Origin of the sequence: Lysinibacillus sp. JNUCC 51 (assembly GCF_015999525.1) — a bacterium.
Classification (GTDB): Bacteria; Bacillota; Bacilli; order Bacillales_A; family Planococcaceae; genus Lysinibacillus; species Lysinibacillus xylanilyticus.
In genome coordinates this window covers 3,426,377-3,446,649 of record NZ_CP065545.1, presented here as the reverse complement: position 1 = coordinate 3,446,649, position 20,273 = coordinate 3,426,377, and the positions used below count along the sequence as shown (strand labels likewise).

The window sequence follows — 20,273 nt, the reverse complement described above, 5'->3', positions numbered from 1 at the left end:
TTCCTATATAATAAAACAAAGGATTACCTCTTCATAGCATGGGGCACTGCATTGACATTGAAACATTAGAAGCTCACCTAGGAAATAAATTAGCCCAAAAGTTAGCTCACTATTTTGTAAAAGATTGTTTAGCGCAAGGTTCGACCCCATATTGGGATTGTATGGATTCCAACAAGCACTCCATCGCTGTAGAAGAAAATGTAGGATTTACCGATGTTTTCATCTATGTAGGATACAAATTTTCATTTAATTAATATGTTAAAACCCCGTTAAGTGAACGTGTCACTTAACGGGGCATATTGTAATTAGGCTTTAGTTAATAAAATTTCACTACATCTTCAAAAGGTAATGACGTTTTTTCTCCTGGTTGCTCATTTGGTTCACCGAATGGCATTTGAGCTACTAGGCTCCATTCTGCAGGGATATTCCAAGTTTGTTTAACTTCCTCATCAATAATTGGATTATAGTGCTGAATAGATGCACCAATTCCTTCAGTAGTTAAAGACATCCATGTTGCGTATTGTAGCATAGCATTTCCTTGATGTGACCAGAATGGGAATTGCTCTTTATAAGAAGGTGCGTTTTCTTGCATTTGTTGGATTGTTGCTTGGTTTTCAAAGAATAAGATTGTTCCTACACCATCTTTAAAGCCTTGTAAACGCTCTTCTGTTGCAGCGAAATTTTCTGCTGGAACTCGTGCACGTAATGTTTCTTTGACAATATCCCAAAACTTTTCGTGCTCGTTATCCATTAAAACTACTAGTCGTCCACTTTGCATATTAAATGAAGATGGTGCATGTACACTAATTTTTAATAGTTCTTCAATTTTTTCTTTTGTAATCGCTTCGTTCTTTTTCACTTTACGGATTGAACGACGATTAATAATTGCTTCTTTTAAATTTGTTGTTGTTACTGACATTTGTATTTCCTCCAAATTTTAATCAAATTTTTTATAGACTTTTACATGCAGCTTTATTTTATAAGCTACCTTACATTACCTATTTTTTTAATTGCTGATCGATGACTTGTGCTATTCTTTCTTTACTAGCTAATCCTTGAATTATTTCATCACCAATAATTAGTGTAGGAACAGCCGTAATATTTGCTTCTTCATATGCATGCTTTAAAGCATCTTGATGTACTTCACGATATTTACCTGAAAGCAAAGCCTCTTTGAATTCTTCTTTTTGCAAACCTACCTCATTCGCTAATTGAGTTAACACTTCTACATCCTCAATATTTTGTTCCTCTTGGAAAAACGCTGTGAAAACTCTATGATGAAATTCATTTCCTTTTCCATATACTTTAGCGAAATGATATCCTTCAAAAGCTAAATTTGTATAAGGATGTGGAGATACTCGTGGTAATCGCATATCAATCCCTAGCTTTTTGGCCGTAGGGAGAATATAGGAATCCCACGACCCTAATTTAGCAGGCTCTTTCCAAGGATCGATTTTTGGATATGGTTTTGGCCTTAATTCAAATGGCATCCACTCTATTTCAATATCCTTTTCTTTTGCAATTTCATCTAATGGCCATTTCCCTAAAAAACAGAAAGGACAAATAAAATCCGAATATGCTTTTATTTTAAGAGTCACCCAATAAAACCTTCCTTTCTTTTTCAGTTGTAACCATTTTAGTTACAACTAAGTTAAAAAATAATGCATTCGAAAAGAATGCATGCACTTATTGTGATTGTTGAATTTCTTGGATTAAAGATGTAATCACTTGTTCCATAGTAATGTTGGCTAATACTTGCTCCATCGCTTCTTGTGCCTGCACTAAAATTAGCTCTAACACAGCCTGTATATTTGCACCAATAGGACAATCAGGATTTGGATTTTCATGTAGATGAAATAACTTATCTTCTTCTACAACTTCTACTGAACGAAAAACCTCTAGCAAAGTGATAGCATCTAGATTTTTGACTAAAGAAGCTCCACCTGTTCCCCGGCGCACTTGCACTATACCTGCCTTTTTAAGATAGGATAATATTTTCCTAATCACTACTGGATTTGTATTTACGCTTTCCGCCATAAATTCTGATGTGCAAATGGTCGATGGATTTTGTTTGATGATTGATAAAATATGAACAGCGATTGTAAAACGACTGCTAATTTTAATCTTCATCACCTCCAGCTGTAACCATTATAGTTACAACAAGAAAATAAGTCAACTGTTTAATAAAAACGACTTTGCACAATTACCTATACACAAAGCATAAGATAAGTTGATGGATCAATTATGACTCGGCAAAATTCTATCCGGAATCAGCTTTGTGCTTAGGCCTGTAGATGTTTTTTGCGCGAAAGCGAAGTGCTAACGTAGCGCAGCGGCAGATGTTTTCTGTGCGAAAGTGTAGCGTCAGCAGCAGATGTTTGGACACCCGCTGAAAGAAGTTAAACAAAAGGAGGACAATGATGTATCCAAATCAATACTTTTATCATTATGCCCCACAGCATAATAGTACTTACCCTATGCTAAATGATACTCAACTTGTAAATGATATTCAAAAGGCAATTAATGCTGAGTATAGTGCTGTTACTTGTTATGAGAAGTTAGCAAAGATGGCACCTACAGAGGATGAAAAGAATAGAATACTTGAGATTCAAAAGGATGAAATACGCCATCTTGAGGAATTTAGCAAAATTTATTCGCATTTAACAGGAAGTAAACCTTCTTATCAAATAATTGAGGAATGTCCTGACAATTATAGGGCCGGAATCGAATTTGCTTTTAAAGATGAACAAGAAGCTGTCGATTCTTATTTAGATATAGCAGATAAAGCAAATGATCTGATGATTAAAGAAAGATTTCGACGTGCAGCAGCGGACGAGCAAAATCACGCTGTATGGTTTTTATTTTTTTTTTCAAAAAGCCCCGACATAACACAAATAAATAAGCAAACTCAAAATTACGGCCAACAAGATCTCTTGCATCCTCCTGCATTAACATCCTCTCAAATGTTGGATGAAAACTTGAATCAATCAATTTTTGATAATTTTCTAGGAAACTTTAACTTTATTAATAATACATTTGGGCATATAAATGCTTTATTGCCGTTTTTCGGACATAATTGGGTACCGTTCTCTAATGATGAATCGCAGTTATACGTAACTAACTTAGAAAACAATAAAATAGCTTATGCGACTAGGAGTCGTAGGGAAAAAGACAATATTTCTATGTATGAATCGTTTATGGCATTTAATATTCCTACTGATAATTTTCCAACCTTTTTTACACAACTTTATAAAGACTCTTTGAACCACCCAAACAACATTAGGTACTTACCTTGAAAAACAAAAGAAGGAGACGATTTTCTAAGTTCGTCTCCTTCAATCAAATGCTCCTTACTCTTGCTTTTCCACAAGAGTCTACGCAAATTTTATCTTTATAAAAGCTATATTTTTTATTTAATTTCTTTCCATAAAGACAATGCGAAAATCCAATTTGGATCTCCATATCCTTGATAGCTTTGCACAGCTTCATAAATTTTACCTTGATGCTCTACTTTATCGCCTTTTGTGTACGCCTTATTTGGACTCCATTGCTCATAAGACGCTCCTTGCTCTTTTGTAGTCACAGTGAAAACGGAACTTTTGTTAGATTCATTTCCAGCTGTATCGACGGCAGTGACTGCATACTTATATGTTGTATTTGATTGTAGATTCATGTCCATAAAAGATGTAGTTTTCGATGTTCCAACTACCGACATTTGACCTACTTGTGTCCCTCGATATATAACATAATGGTCAACTGCCACATTATCCTCTGAGGCACCCCACATTAAGTCTACACTTGTAGCTGTTACTCCCATCGTGTGAAGTGAAGTTGGTTGCGTTGGTGCTTCTGTGTCTGGAACTGCATTCATTGTCTCTATTGATATAGACTCACTTTCTTTAGAAACATTTCCAGCTGCATCCACTGCATTTATTGTATATGTATATTTTGTATTCGCTTTTAAATTTTTATCTGTGAATGTTGTACCCGGTACAGTTCCAATTGCTTTACCATCACGGAATACTTGATATTCTTTTACACCCACATTGTCTGTAGAAGATTTCCATTTTAGCTCGACACTGTTAGAAGTAACTTTCGTTGCCTGCAATCCATTTGGCTGAGTTGGAGCTTCCTTATCTACATCCACATTATTCACTAAATTAACATCAATTACATTATAGAAAGCATTTGCAGTATTCGCTACATCCCAAACAGCTAAAATAACGTGGTAGCCACTACGATCAGTTGGTACGTTAATTGTATGAGTTAAATTAGTTGATGCTTCAGTACCGTTATGTTCAACAGTTCCAATTGGTTCAAAATCTGCACGAGTTAACGGCTTATTAGGATCCCATCCCTTTTTCGTAATATAATAGTGCCATTTACTTGTTAAATGTGGCGCAGTGTACTTCCATGTAAAGGTATTCGGTCCACCGGTAATCGTATTCTTAAACCAGCGATTTACGGATTGTTGATCTAGGATGCCATCAAACTGACCTCCTGCAGATGCAATTTTACCATCAGCTGGTCCACCTTGTGGAAATCCTTTTTTGGCCTCTAAGCTCTGTGGCTCATACATAACCCTTCCGCAACTCAAGTTAAGCGCGCCATAACTTTGGCTACATAAAGCAGCACGGCTAGCTGGTTTTTCTACAAACCCATGTGCAGATGCATTTGGTGCCATTGCAATCCCCATGATTCCGGCTGCTAATATTGCCGCACTTAGTCCCTTTTTACTTTTACTTAATTTTGTAAATTTAGTATTCATATAAGTAGTCTCCTTATCATTGAAAATGTATTTCTACTCGTATGATAGCTATGGATTAAAAATTAAGCAAACTATGTATAAACGTGATAAAAGTCTCATCACATTGTTATTTTTTCTCGCAAAAGATGTATATTAATAGCTCTAAACATAATAATTATCTTATAATTTTGTACCTTTTTACTTGAAATAGCTATGTATTTTGATAAAGCGTTCATGAAATATCCAAATTAAAATTTGTCTATTTAATGATCTTCTCCACAAGTATTTATTCCGCGTAAAATAGGTCGATAAGCTATTAAAACAACATCTGTATAAAAAAAATCGAGTGCAATGCACTCGATTTTTTATAAGGAATTTGTGGGAAATAAGGTTTTTTGCATTAGCGCAAAATCCTTATTTACCTAAGATTATCAGCGTATTAACCGATTGAACCTTCCATCTCGAATTTGATAAGGCGGTTCATTTCTACTGCGTACTCCATTGGTAATTCTTTTGTGAATGGCTCGATGAAGCCCATTACGATCATTTCTGTCGCTTCTTCTTCAGAAATACCACGAGACATTAAGTAGAATAATTGTTCCTCTGATACTTTAGAAACTTTCGCTTCATGCTCTAAAGAAACGTTATCATTTAAGATTTCGTTGTATGGAATTGTATCTGAAGTAGATTGGTTGTCCATGATTAACGTATCACATTCGATGTTAGCACGTGCACCACTTGCTTTAGGGCCGAAACGAACTTGACCCATATACGTTACCTTACCACCTTGTTTAGCAATCGATTTAGAAACGATTGTTGAAGATGTGTTAGGTGCCATATGAATCATTTTCGCACCTGCGTGTTGGTGTTGGCCTTTACCTGCTAATGCGATAGATAATGTCATACCACGAGCGCCTTCACCTTTAAGGATACAAGCTGGGTATTTCATTGTTAACTTAGAACCAATATTACCGTCGATCCATTCCATTGTACCGTTTTCTTCAACAACTGTACGTTTTGTTACTAAGTTGTAAACGTTGTTTGCCCAGTTTTGAATCGTTGTATAACGGCAGTATGCATCTTTACGTACAACAATTTCTACTACTGCTGAGTGTAAAGAGTTTGTAGTATAAACAGGAGCTGTACAACCTTCAACGTAGTGTACGTGAGCGCCTTCATCTACAATAATTAACGTACGTTCGAATTGACCCATGTTTTCAGAGTTAATACGGAAGTATGCTTGTAATGGCGTTTCCACTTTTACACCTGGTGGTACATAGATGAAAGATCCACCTGACCAAACAGCTGAGTTTAGTGCAGCGAATTTGTTGTCAGTGTAAGGAATTACTTTGCCCCAGTATTGTTTGAAAATATCTTCGTTTTCACGTAAAGCTGAGTCAGTATCTTTGAACACAATTCCAAGGTCTTCAAGGTCTTGTTTCATGTTGTGATAAACAACCTCAGATTCGTACTGAGCAGATACACCCGCAAGGTATTTTTGCTCTGCTTCTGGAATACCTAATTTATCAAAAGTAGCTTTGATTTCATCAGGTACTTCATCCCAAGATTTTTGTGTAGCTTCTGATGGTTTTACGTAATACGTAATTTCATCAAAATCTAAATCTCCTAGGTCGCCACCCCATTGCGGCATTGGTTTTGTATAGAAAGTTTCAAGTGCTTTTAAGCGGTATTCAAGCATCCACTCTGGCTCTTGTTTCATAGTTGAAATTTCACGGACGATTTCTTCAGTTAAACCACGTTTTGAACGGAAAATTGATACGTCCTTGTCATGGAATCCGTATTTGTAATCGCCAATATCAGGCATTTTTTTAGCCATCGTTTCTCCTCCGTTCATGCATTATTGTTATTTTGTTTAAAGCTCGGTATCTTATTTTGAGTGAAAGCACCTATAGTGACTTTCACTCAAATTTAGATATTATTCCTTTACACCTTTTTCCATTGCTTTCCAAGCTAATGTCGCACATTTAATACGTGCAGGGAATTGAGAAACACCTTGTAGTGCCTCAACATCCTCAAGGTCATATTTCTCGCTATATTCTTCGCCCATCATCATTTTAGAGAAAATTTCAGCAAGCTCTAAAGCTTCCTCAACTTTTTTCCCTTTAATGATCTGCGTCATCATAGAAGCAGAAGACATGGAAATTGAACAGCCCTCACCGTCAAACTTCGCATCTTCTACAATACCGTCAGTCACTTTTAGCGTTAAGTGAATACGGTCTCCACAAGTCGGATTGTTCATATCGATCGTAACAGCATCTTCTTCAATAGATCCTTTATTACGAGGATTTTTATAGTGATCCATAATGACTGAACGATATAGTTGATCTAAATTATTAAAAGACATCGCCAAAATACTCCTTCGCAGAACGTAACCCTGCAACTAGGCGGTCAATATCTTCTTCTGTGTTATACAGATAGAAGCTTGCACGCGCTGTCGCTACTTGTTGAAGACATTTCATTAGTGGCTGTGCGCAATGGTGTCCTGCACGAACAGCAATACCATTCATATCAAGAACCGTTGCCACATCATGTGGATGTACATCGTCTAGGTTAAACGTTACAAGGCCACAACGCTTCATTGGGTCACGCGGGCCGAAAATTTTAAGTCCGTCAATTGTTTCAAGCTGATCCATCGCGTAGCCAGCAAGCTTATGCTCATGCTCCGCAATGTTATCTAGCCCAATTTCAGTTAAGAAATCAATAGCGGCTCCTAAACCTACTGCACCTGCAATAATAGGAGTTCCACCTTCAAATTTCCACGGCAATTCCTTCCACGTTGAATCATAAAGTCCAACAAAGTCAATCATTTCGCCACCAAATTCAATTGGCTCCATCTTTTCAAGGTGTTCCTTTTTACCATATAGTACACCTATTCCAGTTGGACCGCACATTTTATGCCCAGAGAATCCTAAGAAATCTACATCTAGATCCTGTACATCGATTTTCATATGTGGTGCTGCTTGTGCACCATCCGCTACCATTACAGCACCGTTAGCATGCGCGATTTGAGCGATTTCTTTAATTGGATTAATCGTTCCAAGGACGTTTGACGCCATTGACACCGACACAATTTTTGTTTTAGGTGTAATTGTCGCACGAACCTTTTCTAGATTAAGTGTGCCATCCGCTTCAAGCTCAATATATTTCAGCGTTGCATTTTTTTCCTTCGCTAGTTGTTGCCAAGGAATGATATTAGAGTGGTGCTCCATGTGAGTAATGACAATTTCATCACCTTCAGCAACATTAGCACGACCATAACTTGATGCTACTGTATTTAAAGCAGTTGTAGTACCGCGAGTAAAAATAATTTCTTGTGTTGATGTAGCATTAATAAAATTACGAACCTTTTCACGTGCACCTTCATATTTGTCAGTAGCACGGTTACCTAATGTATGCACACCACGGTGAACATTGGAATTATCGAATTCATAATAATGTTTCATTGCTTCAATCACTTGAATAGGCTTTTGAGAAGTTGCTGCGCTATCAAGGTAAACGAGCTTATGACCGTTTACTTCCTGATCTAAAATTGGGAAATAGCTTTTAATGTCTTTATTCATCATTAGCGAACTTTCCTTTCAATAACCTCCGTCAGTTGCTTTTGAACGCCTTCGATAGGTAATTGCGTAACAACTGGCGCAAGGAATCCATGGATAACAAGGCGCTCTGCTTCTGCTTTCGAGATACCACGACTCATTAAATAGTAAAGTTGTAGTGGATCCACTCGACCAACAGATGCTGCGTGTCCTGCTGTTACATCGTCTTCATCGATCAATAGAATTGGGTTTGCATCGCCACGAGCTTTTTCAGAAAGCATTAACACACGTGATTCTTGCTGTGCATCCGCTTTTGTCGCACCATGTTCGATGTAGCCAATACCGTTAAAGATTGATTGTGCTGCATCTTTCATTACACCATGCTTTAAGATATGACCATTTGAGTTCTTACCCCAGTGACGAACTTCAGTAGTAAAGTTAAGTTTTTGTTCACCGCGACCAACAACTACTGTTTTTGCATCAGCATGAGAACCGTCACCGATAAGATGTGTAATGTTTTCAGAAATAGTATCTGAATCATTCATTAAGCCAAGAGCCCAATCTACTTTCGCATCACGAGCTAATCGTGCGCGACGATTTACATAAGTAGTATATCCTTTCGCAAGCACATCAACCGCACCGTAAGTAACTTGTGCATTGTCTTGAACTACTACTTCTGCAATAATATTTGCTTGACCTTTTGCTTCTTCAACTGTTGAAATATATGTTTCAACATACGTTACTGCTGAATTTGCTTCAGCAACAACTAACACGTGGTTATATAATGAAGCTTCTGCGTTATCATTTAAGAATACTACTTGAAGCGGTTGTTCGATAACGACATTTTTAGGTACGTATACGAACACACCACCGTTAACAAGTGCCGCATGAAGTGCTGTTAATTTATGCTCATCAACTTTTACAGCTTCTGTCATAAAGTACTTTTTAACAAGATCGCCATGTTCACGAACCGCTGTTAAAATATCTGTAAAAATAACACCTTTATCAGTTAGTTCTTGTGATGTTTTAATGAATGCTGGTGTGTTATTGCGTTGAATATAAAGGTTTTCTTGTGCCTCAAAATCAATTAAACCTTTTGCTTCTTCTGGTAATGCATCAAGTGAAGCAAATCCTTCACTGTCAACTGTGTGAGTTGGGAAATTCACGAAATCCCATTTTGTAATATTCGTTCTATCTGGTTTTGGCAAATCTAAACCAGTTACTTTGTCTAGTGCTGCCGCGCGAAGTTCTGTAAACCAAGCCGGTTCTCCATTTGCTTCTGAGAACGAGCGCACGTCCTGTACTGTTACAGGCAAGTTAAGTTCCACTGTCATGCTAGTTCGTCCTCCCTCTTATGCTTCTTGTTCTTCAGTTTCTTCTTCGATACCTAATTCTTTTTTAATCCAGTCATAGCCTTCAGCTTCTAAACGTTGTGCTAATTCTTCGCCACCTGATTTAACAACGCGACCTTGCATCATTACGTGTACATGGTCTGGTGTAATGTAGTTAAGTAGGCGTTGGTAGTGAGTGATCATTAAGCAGCCGAATCCTTCTCCACGCATTGCATTGATTCCTTTTGAAACAACTTTAAGTGCGTCAATATCAAGACCAGAGTCAATTTCATCTAAAATTGCGAAAGTAGGTTTAATCATCATTAATTGAAGAATTTCGTTACGTTTTTTCTCACCGCCAGAGAAACCTTCATTTAAATAACGTTGTGCCATATCTTCGTGCATTTCAAGGAATTCCATGTTTTTATCTAATTCACGGATAAATTTCATTAGAGAAATTTCATCGCCTTCTTCACGGCGTGCATTAATAGCTGAGCGTAAGAAGTCAGCATTTGTTACACCAGCGATTTCAGAAGGATATTGCATTGCTAGGAACAAACCTGCTTGAGCACGCTCGTCCACTTCCATTTCAAGTACATTTTCGCCATCAAGTTCTACTGTACCAGAAGTTACTTCATATTTAGGGTGACCCATGATTGCAGAAGCTAGTGTTGATTTACCAGTTCCGTTTGGTCCCATGATTGCATGAATTTCATTTGTATTAATTGTAAGGTTTACGCCTTTTAAAATCTCTTTCCCGTCGATTTCAACGTGAAGATCTTTAATAACTAAAGTTGACATGAAAATACCTCCATAGTGTGTTCAGTGAATGGTGTACCATTCCTTAATTATCATCATTCTAATCTTAACTGAAAATCGTTCTCTATGCAAACCATTTCAATCACTTTCATTTTTCTTTGAAACAATCCTTAAAAATAAAGAGTTTGTAAGCATTTTCAGATTATTGTTAATCATTATTGACAATGAGAATCAACTTTCCTCATTTTCAATGAAATAAATATAATTGAGAATTGATTTCATCTAGCTACATAGTGAAAACCCCACAGAAAACGCTAAATGTAGCGGTTTTGTGACAGAAATGCATAAATAACAATATCAATACTATAACCTTTTTTATTAGAATGGAATCAATTAAAGGAAAGAATATTGTAAATAAGATTTTATAGGAATTGTATTTTGCTATGATATTAGTTAATTAAAACGATGCCCTGCAAATAAGTTGATTGGATTGAAGGCCGGGCGATTCCTTGGGGATTAATAAAGGAACGAAGGCTAAAAGCATCACGTCCTGTGATAACGCCTTCGGGACCAACTGCGTGTTGGCCCAAGACCCTAAAGCCAACATCGCGAGTGCAGTGGCTCATGGACGCCCCCAGGAGGCTTTGCTCTGTGCGAAAGCGAAGCGACAGCTCCTAAGCGCCCATCCGGAACGGAAATCAACCCCACGTCATGACGAAGAACCTTAATTGATTTCAACATCTGTTTTATTTACAATCATTTTTCATCTTAAATAGTATATAATTGAGGTATAATCAATCGTATTTTTCGATTAATAGAGGTGATATGTAGTGGAGTTACGTCAATTACGTTATTTTGTTGAAGTTGCTGAGCGTGAACACATTTCAGAAGCTGCCGAACATCTTCATGTTGCTCAATCTGCAATAAGCCGACAAATTGCTAATTTAGAAGATGAATTAGGCACACCACTTTTTGAACGTGTAGGACGAAATGTTAAATTGACACCGATTGGAAAAACATTTCTCGAGCACACAATTACAGCTTTAAAAGCCATTGATTTTGCCGCAAAGCAAGTTGAAGAATATTTAGATCCTGCTAAAGGTACGATAAAAATCGGTTTCCCAACGAGCTTGGCTAGCTATGTATTGCCAACTGTTATTTCAGCCTTTAAGCGTGAATATCCAGATTTGCAATTCCAGCTCCGTCAAGGCTCCTATCGTTTTTTAATCGATGCAGTCAAAAATCGCGAGTTAAACTTAGCTTTTTTAGGCCCACTTCCACCAAAGGATGAATCGATCCATTCAACAATATTATTTACTGAAAATATCGCCGCATTACTGCCAGCAAATCATCCATTAGCCAAAAGGGAAAGTATTCAGCTTGCTGATTTACGTAACGATTTATTTGTATTATTCCCTGATGGATACATATTACATAAAGTAGCCATGGATGCGTGCCGAGCTGCCGGCTTCTCGCCAAACGTCATCTCTGAGGGTGAAGACTTAGATGCACTAAAGGGCCTTGTCGCTGCAGGCATCGGGGTCAGCTTATTACCAGAAAGCTCACTGTATGATTCAGCAGCCCGCTTCACAGTAAAAGTACCGATTAAATCACCTACAATTCCAAGAACAGTCGGTATTATTTCACCTGTAAACCGCGAGATTGCACCATCAGAAAAAATATTTTTAGACTTCGTTACAACTTTCTTTTCACGTCTTTCTCAATTCCAATAAAAAAAATCGCCATAACAGGCGATTTTTTTTGACTTAAGGTGTTTCTATCCGTCAGATTGGCTATTTTATCCGTCGCTTTGATGTTTCTATCCACGACTTCGACTGTTCCATCCGTCTCTCTGGCAATCCAATCCATCACTCCTCTGATTGTTCGTTAATCCATTGTAACGTTTTCGAACTTAGACCTCCTGCACGCCATAAAACAATCTCATTGTAGCGTTTCTTTCGTACGTGTGCTGTCCATTTTTCAAGTGTTTCCTGATCCGCATACCAAACTTCATGCTTCACTTTTTGTTCGTCTACATATGTGAAATATACAGCACCACTTGCTTTATCTCGTTGTTTAACCGCTTTCGTTTTGTTCAGTAATTCCTCTGCCTCTATCTCTGTTAATGCAACTGTTTTGCCTTGATTCACCCATTCAAATCCGCCAGTTGCAAAAGCAATCGCTAGTTTTTGATTGGACTTCTTAATTTTTTTTATTAAGTCATTTAAAAATGAAAAGTCTGCCTTTGCACCTGGGCCACTATGATATCCGTGCACATTATAAGCCATCACTGTATATTTAGGTCCATTTGGCAATTTAACATCAAACGGAAAGCTAGGCTCTAGTACGACATGTAATGAAATACCTTTTTTTGATAGCTGTTTATAAAGTTCGTTTAGGAAACGGACATATCCGGGAAGATCCTCTTTAGCAACCTTTTCATAATCAATTTCGATACCATTCACATTGTATTGTTCAACAACTTGTATAATATTTTCAATATGTCGCTGCCTTGATGACGCACTTTGAAACAATCGATTTAATAACGTGCTATCCTTCTGAATTGAAGGGGCGTTATCTGTAACAGTATCGTTAATTAACGTAAGTATCACTTGGTGTGAATCATTAAATTGTTGCTGTGTTTGTTTCAACATTTCTATCGTATCTTCAGTTAATAATAATTGGTCATTCTCATTAAAATAAGCACCAAAAACGCGAATGTCTTGTAAGCCCTGTTCTGAATTTTCCACATCCTTGATGGCAGATTCGATTTGCCATTCAGGTAACCAAATAGATAATTGAAGCTTTTCTTTGTTTTTCAACTGTTCTCTTGCCTTAACAGGTTCTTCTTTGCTATTACTACAGGCTGTGATAATTAGTAGTGCTAGACAGATAAACAATAAAATTTTTTTCACTTGAATTTAGTTCCCCCCGTTTTAGAAGGTTTCAATAAAGAAATCAACAACGTTATTAATTAAAGTCATTGATTTGTGCTTTACTTTATCGAAGTTCGTATATTGGTTAGTAAAAAGTGTACGATCGTTACTATCTGTAATTAAAATATCTTCGATGAATGTATCATAAATATCATCTGCATACTGTTCATGCGAAGTTTCTTTTTTGCTGAACATCGCACCAAATCCAATTTGTGATCCTTGAATGTCAGGATTTACTTGTATTGTTTTGGATAATACCTTATCTACATCTATCTTAATTTTTTCCTTATTAACAGCAATGTTAAATTCTCTTGTTTTTGTTAGGTTTCGTGGATACTCTTCCTCGTCAATTCTAGAGCCTTTTTGCGTATCCTTATAATTGTAAACAGTAGCCTTATTAAATGCATACTCTTCTTCATTCCACTTTATTTCATTTAACGGGAAACGCTCCTTCTCAACAATGCTTGATTTTGGTAATTTCTCAGAAACAACAATCTCATTATCGATTAATGCAACCTGAATATAGCTATCACTTTTTTCGTCATAGTTTAAATAAATAGATTGTTGTCCAACGACATTCCCTTTAAAGGCAAAGTTTATATTATATTGCTCTGGAAGTGTTTCCTTCAATATTAGCCGACCTTCACTAGCAGGTGCAGATGTTAAAGTAATCGCATTATTTTCATATTCTGCTGCACCATTCATGACAGACCATTCTTTTGCTCGTTTAGAATCTCCCACTTCAAATTCTACATTTTGCTTACTAGCTTGACGGATTTTCATCATCACGTGATTGGTAGACCAATAGGGCGATACTTGTAATCTACTTAAGTTGTAGAGATTAGCATCCGCATCATTATATGCCCCTAGCTCCAAATTGAAATGCATTTTAAACATATCCTTAATTTGTTTATCATTAGCACGTTCAACTAACGAATCCATATTATTATAAAGTGAGTTGGCATGCATAATAGCATAAGCTTTAGGAACTTCCCCTAATTCCTCCTCATAAATATCTTCCATTAGCTCGTAATCTTTTTGAATACGTTTTTCCATTTCCTGTCGCGTTTCACTTGGAATCATATATTGATTGCGAATGAAGTCCATTAAATAATGATTATAATATTCGATAGTCGTTTTATTCGGCACATTATTTTCATCAATTACACCTAACGACTGCCCTTTATTATTAAAAATATTAATGTAAGTGAGACGGTATCCATTAGAGCCCAGCTCCCAATACCCACTTTTCTCCATGAGCAATAAGTCTTTCGGCTTTAAAAATTTGTTGTCCCGTGTATCCATTTTATTGGCGTACGTAAACATCGTAGCTTTATAGTTTAGATCCTCCATGATGTTTTGAGCAAATATACTAGAATCCGTCCGTCCATCTTCAAATGATAAAAACAAAGCTTTTTCTGGCAATGGTTTGTTTTTCTGATAAAAATCTAAAATATCTTGCTGAGTAATCGTTTGATAACCCTGACTTTCAAGTAATGTTAGTTGTTTTTTTAAATTCTCTTTAGATACGTATTTGGGAGATTCACCTCTGCTCACACCAAAATAAGATAATGCGATGAAACCATCTTTATTTTTTAAAGGAGCCGTTTCCTCTACCCTTTTTTCTGTTAAAAACACCACACGTATTAAAATAATCGCTAAAAATATAACGATAATCGCTTGAACAATGGATCGTATTACTTTCCTTCGATTTTTTTTAACTGGATTTAATACAACATTTTTTTCACTCATTTCTTCTCACCCATTTTTCTATTTAGAATCGAAAATCGGGATTTTCGTAATTTTTGCTTTTCCAATTTCTTTTCTTTAGCGATAACATCTTGAGGTGTTTCTCTCGTACCCCATGTGGATTTCCAAAATGTAACCCATGCAACAGGCATTTGCCACAGCAAAATAAATTCATAGAAAAGCACAAAGATAATTCCAAATGTCCATAACTTACTTCTTCTAAAGAAAAGGTGGGCCAAACTCATTAGCATCGCCATCAATAACAAGCCCATTAAAAACGTAGTTGGAAAAACGCCATGCATAATTGGTACATAAAGTAGATTGTAAACAACAACAATAGGGGCTGCTATCGGTACTATTAAACCGATGATGAAGAAAAGAAACATAAAAGGTTCCTTCTTCCACATAAATAAAAATGCTCGTAACGATTCGCGTAGCCATGATCGTTTCCATCTCATTTGTTGAGATAAAAAAACTTTTGAATCTGATGGCACAATTGTAGAACATACAGCATTGTCTTGATATCCCGTTCGGTGTGTTTTTAAAATATAGTTTGTCATACTACGGTCATCACCGAATGTTGCGGGTTGTCCAAGAAATTTTTGGTTTAACCATGCTGTTTCATTCTTTAAAATAAGCTCTTTTCGATAACATGCTAATGGACCAGATAAACAAGTTACTGTATCAAACCAAGACTCAGCAGCTTTCATTATTCGGAAAGCTATATAATAGCGAACGGTTTGCAATTTTGTCAGAGCATTTGTAAATTTATTTTCAACCTCTGTTCTTCCAGCCACACCGCCCATTTTAGGATCTTGGAAAGGCTGCACGATATTTCGAATAGCATGAGGTTCTAAAAAACTATCTGAATCTACGAAAACGACTAAATCGTGTTTGGCTAGATGCACTCCGGCCACTAGAGCTTCACGTTTCCCACCATTTTGAGGTAGCTTATGGAAACTTAAGCGATTCTTTGTTTTAAATCGCTCACCCTCACTATGAATAAGTTCAATCATTTCCTTTGCTTTTTCCTCAGTTCTATCTGTTGAATAGTCATCTACAACAATAACCTCTAATTTGTCTACAGGATAATACTGATTAATACAGCTTAAAATTGTTCTATGAATCCACTCTTCTTCGTTAAACACTGGAATAATAATAGAAACGCCCGGTTCAAATTTAGGGTTTATCGGGACATTCCTATAGAAAATACCGAATAAATATCGACTTAAAAGAAATGTTGCAGCAATAATACTATATAGATATAGGAATTTATTGAATCTGAAATAAATAACACTTTCAGCCCTCATTAATACCACAATAAGAGAAACAATCAATAGAAATAAACTTGCCACAAAGATTGATAGTCCCCAACGTTTTTTAGTCATATAGTCATTTAACGGCTGTAGAAATTCACATGCATAATAGCATCTAGTTTCACCATCTACTTCTTTCGTAAAATGACGAACAACTTTCGCTTTTACCTTTACCTTAGATTCATAGCCCTCTGGCATCGAACCACCAGGTATGGTGAATTTCATCGCAATAATTTCATCTATTACAAAATTATTAGGACTATTTGAAAATATAAGGATACCTGTAACCGAAATATCCTCCGCATAATGTTTGTCACTAACCTTTTGCTTTTGCTTTGCTCTTTTAATTTGTACTTCAAAATTAGTTTCGTAGCGTAAACTTAACAGCTGTAAACGATATATTTCATTGACATCTGTAGGATCGATTTCTTCCTTTTGATAAGAAGCACCTCGTCGATTAACGAGATTTCGTACATTTTCCGGGTCAGGAATATTCGATAAAATTCGTCGATCAGAGCGCGGTATCGTTAAAATCTCTTTTTTCTTATTCATGATTATCAATTCACTTTCTTATTTGAATCTTCTTCAATCCAAGTCGACATTTTCGCAAAACTATACCCATCTTTTTGCAGCTTTTCGATGATTACTGGTAAAGCCTCAACTGTTTTTGTACCATCTAAAATGTGCATAACAATTACTTTTCCTGGACCAATCCTACTCATCACACGATTATAAATATCTGAAACGGTATATTCTAAATTCCAATCGAATGATGCAATATCGTACATAGCAATGGATTTGACACCTGTTGCGGCAATAATTTTCGATGATTCTTCATTAATAGCACCTTTATTAGGTCTGAAATACAGTAAAGGTTCTTCCTGTAAGGCGTATGTTAACGCCCTATGTGCTTTCACGACATCCTCTTGAAGTTCCTCCGGTGTCATTGTCGTAACATCCAGGTGATTGTAGGAATGGCTTGCAACCTCATGGCCTCTCTCAACAATTAATCGCGCTAGTTGCGGATCCTTTTCCACACCTTTGCCAATTAAAAAGAATGTAGAGTGAACGTTATACTTATCAAGAACATCTAAAATTTCTTTAAGTCTCTCCTCACTCGCCCAATCATCAAAGGTTAAAGCAATTTCCTTTTTAGAAGTATTTTTACGGTAGTACAAATTTGGTTGTACATTTTCATAATCCGGATTCACTTTAATAGCGTCATAGCCTTCTATTTCCTCTAAAGGTTTTACTATATATTGCTCATTTAATACGTCTGTTAATGTAGAGAAAGCATAGCCTTGTTCTTTCCCCAATTGAGACAATAGTGGTACAACATCAATAATTGCAGGATTAATGTATGTGTTTAAATGAATGACTGATCCACTGTTGATAAAACGATGTATATAATCGGTTATCTCTTCTGCACTTTGCATATTTCGATCTTTCGGATTAATGGAGGATTCTACGACTCCCTTCATATTGAGCGTTTTAGTCGCTAAACGCATATTGTCAGTAGAGTCACCAGAACGACTGCGAACATATTTTGGTGTATAACCTAGATGTTCTTCAAAAACTTGATTCGCTAAATAAATCTCTTCATAGGTTTCTTCATAATTTAAATCAGTCATGTCAGGAAATGTCAACGTACCATTTTCTACTTCATGTCCTTTAGCTAAAATGTCCTTCACTAACTCAGGATCTTGTGCAACTCGCGTACCTTCTACAAAAAATGTTGCCTTCATGTTACATTGATCTAATACCTTTAATAGCTTCTGCATTGTTTCATTATCTGCAAGCCCATTAAAGGTTAAAGCTACCTTCGGACTAAGAATACTTGCGTGACTATAAATTTCACTCATTGTCCCATCATGTTCCTTTACCTCAATTGTTGAATCAATTGGTTGAACCTGATTAGTTTGAGCTGACGATTGACATCCTGCTAAAAACAAAATGAATAATAGACTACATATTTTTAGTCGACTCGCGTTCACAGAACCCCTCCTATAATTTGTAGTATTTTTCATTCTCGAATAAATAATGGGTATTACGTGTATCAAAAATTAAAGCAGCATGTTGATCAATCAATGAATAATCAATAGTTGTATGATTCGTTAAAATGACTACAGCATCTGCTCTTTGAATGATTTCTTTTGTAAGTGAGACTGTGCTAAACAGGTAATTACCAACTGTAAACGTTTCAATAAATGGATCAATAACTTTTAGACCACACTGCTTGTCCATTAATTCGTCAATGACACGTAATGCTGGTGATTCTCTAAAATCATTAATATTTGGCTTATAAGAAACTCCAATCACCACAATTTCAGCATCACTTATCCCTTTTCCTTGTGCATTTAAATAACTTTCAAGTCTTGCAACTACAAAGCTTGGCATAGAATCATTAATTTTATCTGCGGTCTCAATTAGAGTTGCAGCAATACCATGTTGCTGGCCAGCCCATAATAAATATTTAGGGTCCACTGGGATACAATGACCACCTACTCCAGGGCCAGGTGTAAATGGCATAAAACCATAAGGCTTTGTCGAAGCTGATTCAATAACTTCCCACACATCAATTTCCATCTTATGACAAATCCGACTTAATTCATTAACAAGAGCAATATTAATTTGCCTAAATGTGTTTTCTAGTAACTTTTCCATTTCTGCAACCTTTGGACTTGTTACTGCAAATACATTTGTATTGATCACTGATTCATAAAAAAGCTTAGAGACTTCTAAACAAGATGGTGTTATTCCGCCAACTACTTTAGGCGTGTTCGAAACTGAAAAATTAAAATTTCCAGGGTCGATACGTTCAGGTGAATAAGCTAAAAATAGATCTTGTCCAATAACAAAGTTACCATTTTCTAAGATTGGTTGAACTACTTCTTCTGTTGTTCCAGGGTAAGTTGTACTTTCAAGAATAACTAAAGTATTTGAGGATACGTTCTGTACGATCGCATTTGCTGCATCAACAATATACGAGATATTAGGTGTTCCATCTGCAGTTGTAGGTGTTGGTACACAAATAATAATAATATCTACTTGTGCAAGTTTAGAAAAATCATTTGTCGGCTCAAATTTCTGTTCATTAACCGCTTTATCTATGACTGCATTAGACATATCAGCAATATAACTATCACCGCTTTTTAATTTAGTAATTTTTTCTTTGTCTTTATCGAGGCCAATTACTGCAAAACCTTTATTGGCGATTTCCAAGGCTAACGGGAGCCCCACATAACCAAGTCCAACAATTCCAATTGTTGCACTTCTTGTTTTGATTTTTTTTGATAAAGCTAATCCACTTGACTCAATTTTTATCCCCATAAACAAATTCCTCCTTTGTCTAAGTTATTATCAATTATGTCTAAGCAAAATTGCGTCCAGAATCGATTTTGCGCTTAGGTCTGCATGTCGTTACAAAAACACTTGAAGCTGGCGTTTCACTTTCGCTACGAAAACATTTGTAGCTGACGTTTCACTTTCGCTACGAAAACATTTGTAGCTGACGTTTCACTTTCGCTACGAAAACATTTGCTGAAAGAAGTTAAAAACCTAATTCAAAGACTATCTCTACAATTATTTTTCTTTGACGATTCATTTTTGTACATGTATTTCCTCATCGCACATCTAACGAATAGTAACATTATCCTAAAATTCAAAACACGCATCTCTCTAATACATATATAGTACTAAATAAAACTTAACATTTTCTATACAATTTCCTTTTTAAATTAAAAAATAACTATTTTACCAACAATTAGTCTACTAAATAAACCCACATTACCTCTCTTTAGAACTATAAATTTTATATATATCCCTACATTTTATTAAATTTCAGCAAGTAAAAAATTCAATCACTTATCACAAAAAAT

General features: G+C 36.2%; 17 protein-coding genes and 1 pseudogene. 3 read left to right on the top strand and 15 right to left on the bottom strand.

What is annotated here, in order from left to right; genetic code table 11:
* Positions 1–44: 44 nt before the first annotated feature.
* Positions 45–254, top strand: a pseudogene (locus JNUCC51_RS16530) (GNAT family N-acetyltransferase); the annotation flags it as partial.
* A gap of 62 nt (positions 255–316) precedes the next feature.
* On the opposite strand, the gene JNUCC51_RS16525 reads toward JNUCC51_RS16530, so the two are convergent.
* The 3 genes from JNUCC51_RS16525 to JNUCC51_RS16515 all read right to left on the bottom strand — a co-directional run bounded on the left by JNUCC51_RS16525 (position 317) and on the right by JNUCC51_RS16515 (position 2,124).
* Positions 317–919 carry a nitroreductase family protein gene (locus JNUCC51_RS16525; RefSeq protein ID WP_337988936.1) on the bottom strand — a complete coding sequence of 201 codons (603 nt, stop codon included), beginning with the start codon at positions 917–919 and terminating at the stop codon, positions 317–319.
* 79 nt (positions 920–998) lie between these two features.
* Positions 999–1,598 carry a DsbA family oxidoreductase gene (locus tag JNUCC51_RS16520; protein ID WP_337988935.1) on the bottom strand — a complete coding sequence of 200 codons (600 nt, stop codon included), beginning with the start codon at positions 1,596–1,598 and terminating at the stop codon, positions 999–1,001.
* An 88-nt stretch (positions 1,599–1,686) separates the two neighbouring features.
* Positions 1,687–2,124 carry an Rrf2 family transcriptional regulator gene (locus JNUCC51_RS16515; protein ID WP_337992252.1) on the bottom strand — a complete coding sequence of 146 codons (438 nt, stop codon included), beginning with the start codon at positions 2,122–2,124 and terminating at the stop codon, positions 1,687–1,689.
* A 296-nt stretch (positions 2,125–2,420) separates the two neighbouring features.
* Here JNUCC51_RS16515 and JNUCC51_RS16510 point away from each other — a divergent pair, with 296 nt between their 5' ends.
* On the top strand, positions 2,421–3,296 hold the full coding sequence (locus JNUCC51_RS16510; RefSeq protein ID WP_337988934.1) for a ferritin-like domain-containing protein: 876 nt from the start codon (positions 2,421–2,423) through the stop codon (positions 3,294–3,296).
* 113 nt (positions 3,297–3,409) lie between these two features.
* Here the strand turns inward: JNUCC51_RS16510 and JNUCC51_RS16505 are convergent, their stop codons facing one another.
* From JNUCC51_RS16505 to sufC, 6 genes are all read right to left on the bottom strand, one after another.
* Positions 3,410–4,768 (bottom strand): lytic polysaccharide monooxygenase, encoded by a 1,359-nt coding sequence (locus tag JNUCC51_RS16505; protein WP_337988933.1) that lies wholly within the window; start codon positions 4,766–4,768, stop codon positions 3,410–3,412.
* A 418-nt stretch (positions 4,769–5,186) separates the two neighbouring features.
* The gene (sufB, locus tag JNUCC51_RS16500; protein WP_068985344.1) at positions 5,187–6,584 is read right to left on the bottom strand and encodes a Fe-S cluster assembly protein SufB; all 1,398 of its coding nucleotides are present in this window, start codon (positions 6,582–6,584) and stop codon (positions 5,187–5,189) included.
* Between the two features lie 99 nt (positions 6,585–6,683).
* Entirely contained in the window at positions 6,684–7,112 is a 429-nt protein-coding gene (gene sufU, locus JNUCC51_RS16495) for a Fe-S cluster assembly sulfur transfer protein SufU (protein ID WP_100544503.1), read from the bottom strand.
* Positions 7,102–8,331, bottom strand: coding sequence for a cysteine desulfurase (locus tag JNUCC51_RS16490; protein ID WP_100544504.1), 1,230 nt, complete (start codon positions 8,329–8,331; stop codon positions 7,102–7,104). Before JNUCC51_RS16490 ends, sufU begins: the two co-directional genes overlap by 11 nt.
* Positions 8,331–9,638 carry a Fe-S cluster assembly protein SufD gene (gene sufD, locus JNUCC51_RS16485; RefSeq protein ID WP_337988932.1) on the bottom strand — a complete coding sequence of 436 codons (1,308 nt, stop codon included), beginning with the start codon at positions 9,636–9,638 and terminating at the stop codon, positions 8,331–8,333. Before sufD ends, JNUCC51_RS16490 begins: the two co-directional genes overlap by 1 nt.
* 18 nt (positions 9,639–9,656) lie before the next feature.
* On the bottom strand, positions 9,657–10,436 hold the full coding sequence (gene sufC / locus JNUCC51_RS16480; RefSeq protein ID WP_024362714.1) for a Fe-S cluster assembly ATPase SufC: 780 nt from the start codon (positions 10,434–10,436) through the stop codon (positions 9,657–9,659).
* Positions 10,437–11,224: 788 nt separating this feature from the next.
* On the opposite strand from sufC, the gene gltC reads away from it, so the two are divergent.
* A complete protein-coding gene (gene gltC, locus JNUCC51_RS16475; RefSeq protein WP_337988931.1) occupies positions 11,225–12,127 on the top strand; it encodes a glutamate biosynthesis transcriptional regulator GltC in 903 nt (300 codons plus the stop codon).
* Here gltC and JNUCC51_RS16470 read toward each other — a convergent pair.
* From JNUCC51_RS16470 to JNUCC51_RS16445, 6 genes are read right to left on the bottom strand one after another with little or no spacing between them, the layout of a single operon-like run.
* Positions 12,090–12,263: a hypothetical protein gene (locus JNUCC51_RS16470; RefSeq protein ID WP_337988930.1), complete on the bottom strand. Its 174-nt coding sequence runs from the start codon at positions 12,261–12,263 to the stop codon at positions 12,090–12,092. The genes gltC and JNUCC51_RS16470 overlap by 38 nt on opposite strands.
* Positions 12,263–13,309 (bottom strand): glycosyl hydrolase family 18 protein, encoded by a 1,047-nt coding sequence (locus tag JNUCC51_RS16465; RefSeq protein ID WP_337988929.1) that lies wholly within the window; start codon positions 13,307–13,309, stop codon positions 12,263–12,265. Before JNUCC51_RS16465 ends, JNUCC51_RS16470 begins: the two co-directional genes overlap by 1 nt.
* Positions 13,310–13,330: 21 nt before the next feature.
* Positions 13,331–15,082: a polysaccharide deacetylase family protein gene (locus tag JNUCC51_RS16460; protein WP_337988928.1), complete on the bottom strand. Its 1,752-nt coding sequence runs from the start codon at positions 15,080–15,082 to the stop codon at positions 13,331–13,333.
* Complete coding sequence (locus tag JNUCC51_RS16455) at positions 15,079–16,947, bottom strand: glycosyltransferase family 2 protein (RefSeq protein ID WP_337988927.1); 1,869 nt, start codon at positions 16,945–16,947, stop codon at positions 15,079–15,081. Before JNUCC51_RS16455 ends, JNUCC51_RS16460 begins: the two co-directional genes overlap by 4 nt.
* 5 nt (positions 16,948–16,952) lie before the next feature.
* Positions 16,953–18,389, bottom strand: a complete 1,437-nt coding sequence (locus tag JNUCC51_RS16450; RefSeq protein WP_337988926.1) for a polysaccharide deacetylase family protein — start codon at positions 18,387–18,389, stop codon at positions 16,953–16,955.
* Between the two features lie 10 nt (positions 18,390–18,399).
* Entirely contained in the window at positions 18,400–19,725 is a 1,326-nt protein-coding gene (locus tag JNUCC51_RS16445) for a nucleotide sugar dehydrogenase (RefSeq protein ID WP_337988925.1), read from the bottom strand.
* Positions 19,726–20,273: the final 548 nt, after the last annotated feature.

Bases quoted from the DNA above. Each gene is read 5' to 3' on its own strand.
- JNUCC51_RS16445 (WP_337988925.1), bottom strand. From the start codon at position 19,725: ATGGGGATAAAAATTGAGTCAAGTGGATTAGCTTTATCAAAAAAAATC.
- JNUCC51_RS16525 (WP_337988936.1), bottom strand. From the start codon at position 919: ATGTCAGTAACAACAACAAATTTAAAAGAAGCAATTATTAATCGTCGT.
- JNUCC51_RS16490 (WP_100544504.1), bottom strand. From the start codon at position 8,331: ATGATGAATAAAGACATTAAAAGCTATTTCCCAATTTTAGATCAGGAA.
- sufD (WP_337988932.1), bottom strand. From the start codon at position 9,638: ATGACAGTGGAACTTAACTTGCCTGTAACAGTACAGGACGTGCGCTCG.
- sufB (WP_068985344.1), bottom strand. From the start codon at position 6,584: ATGGCTAAAAAAATGCCTGATATTGGCGATTACAAATACGGATTCCAT.
- JNUCC51_RS16470 (WP_337988930.1), bottom strand. From the start codon at position 12,263: ATGGATTGGATTGCCAGAGAGACGGATGGAACAGTCGAAGTCGTGGAT.
- JNUCC51_RS16505 (WP_337988933.1), bottom strand. From the start codon at position 4,768: ATGAATACTAAATTTACAAAATTAAGTAAAAGTAAAAAGGGACTAAGT.
- JNUCC51_RS16455 (WP_337988927.1), bottom strand. From the start codon at position 16,947: ATGAATAAGAAAAAAGAGATTTTAACGATACCGCGCTCTGATCGACGA.
- sufC (WP_024362714.1), bottom strand. From the start codon at position 10,436: ATGTCAACTTTAGTTATTAAAGATCTTCACGTTGAAATCGACGGGAAA.
- JNUCC51_RS16510 (WP_337988934.1), top strand. From the start codon at position 2,421: ATGTATCCAAATCAATACTTTTATCATTATGCCCCACAGCATAATAGT.
- JNUCC51_RS16460 (WP_337988928.1), bottom strand. From the start codon at position 15,082: ATGAGTGAAAAAAATGTTGTATTAAATCCAGTTAAAAAAAATCGAAGG.
- sufU (WP_100544503.1), bottom strand. From the start codon at position 7,112: ATGTCTTTTAATAATTTAGATCAACTATATCGTTCAGTCATTATGGAT.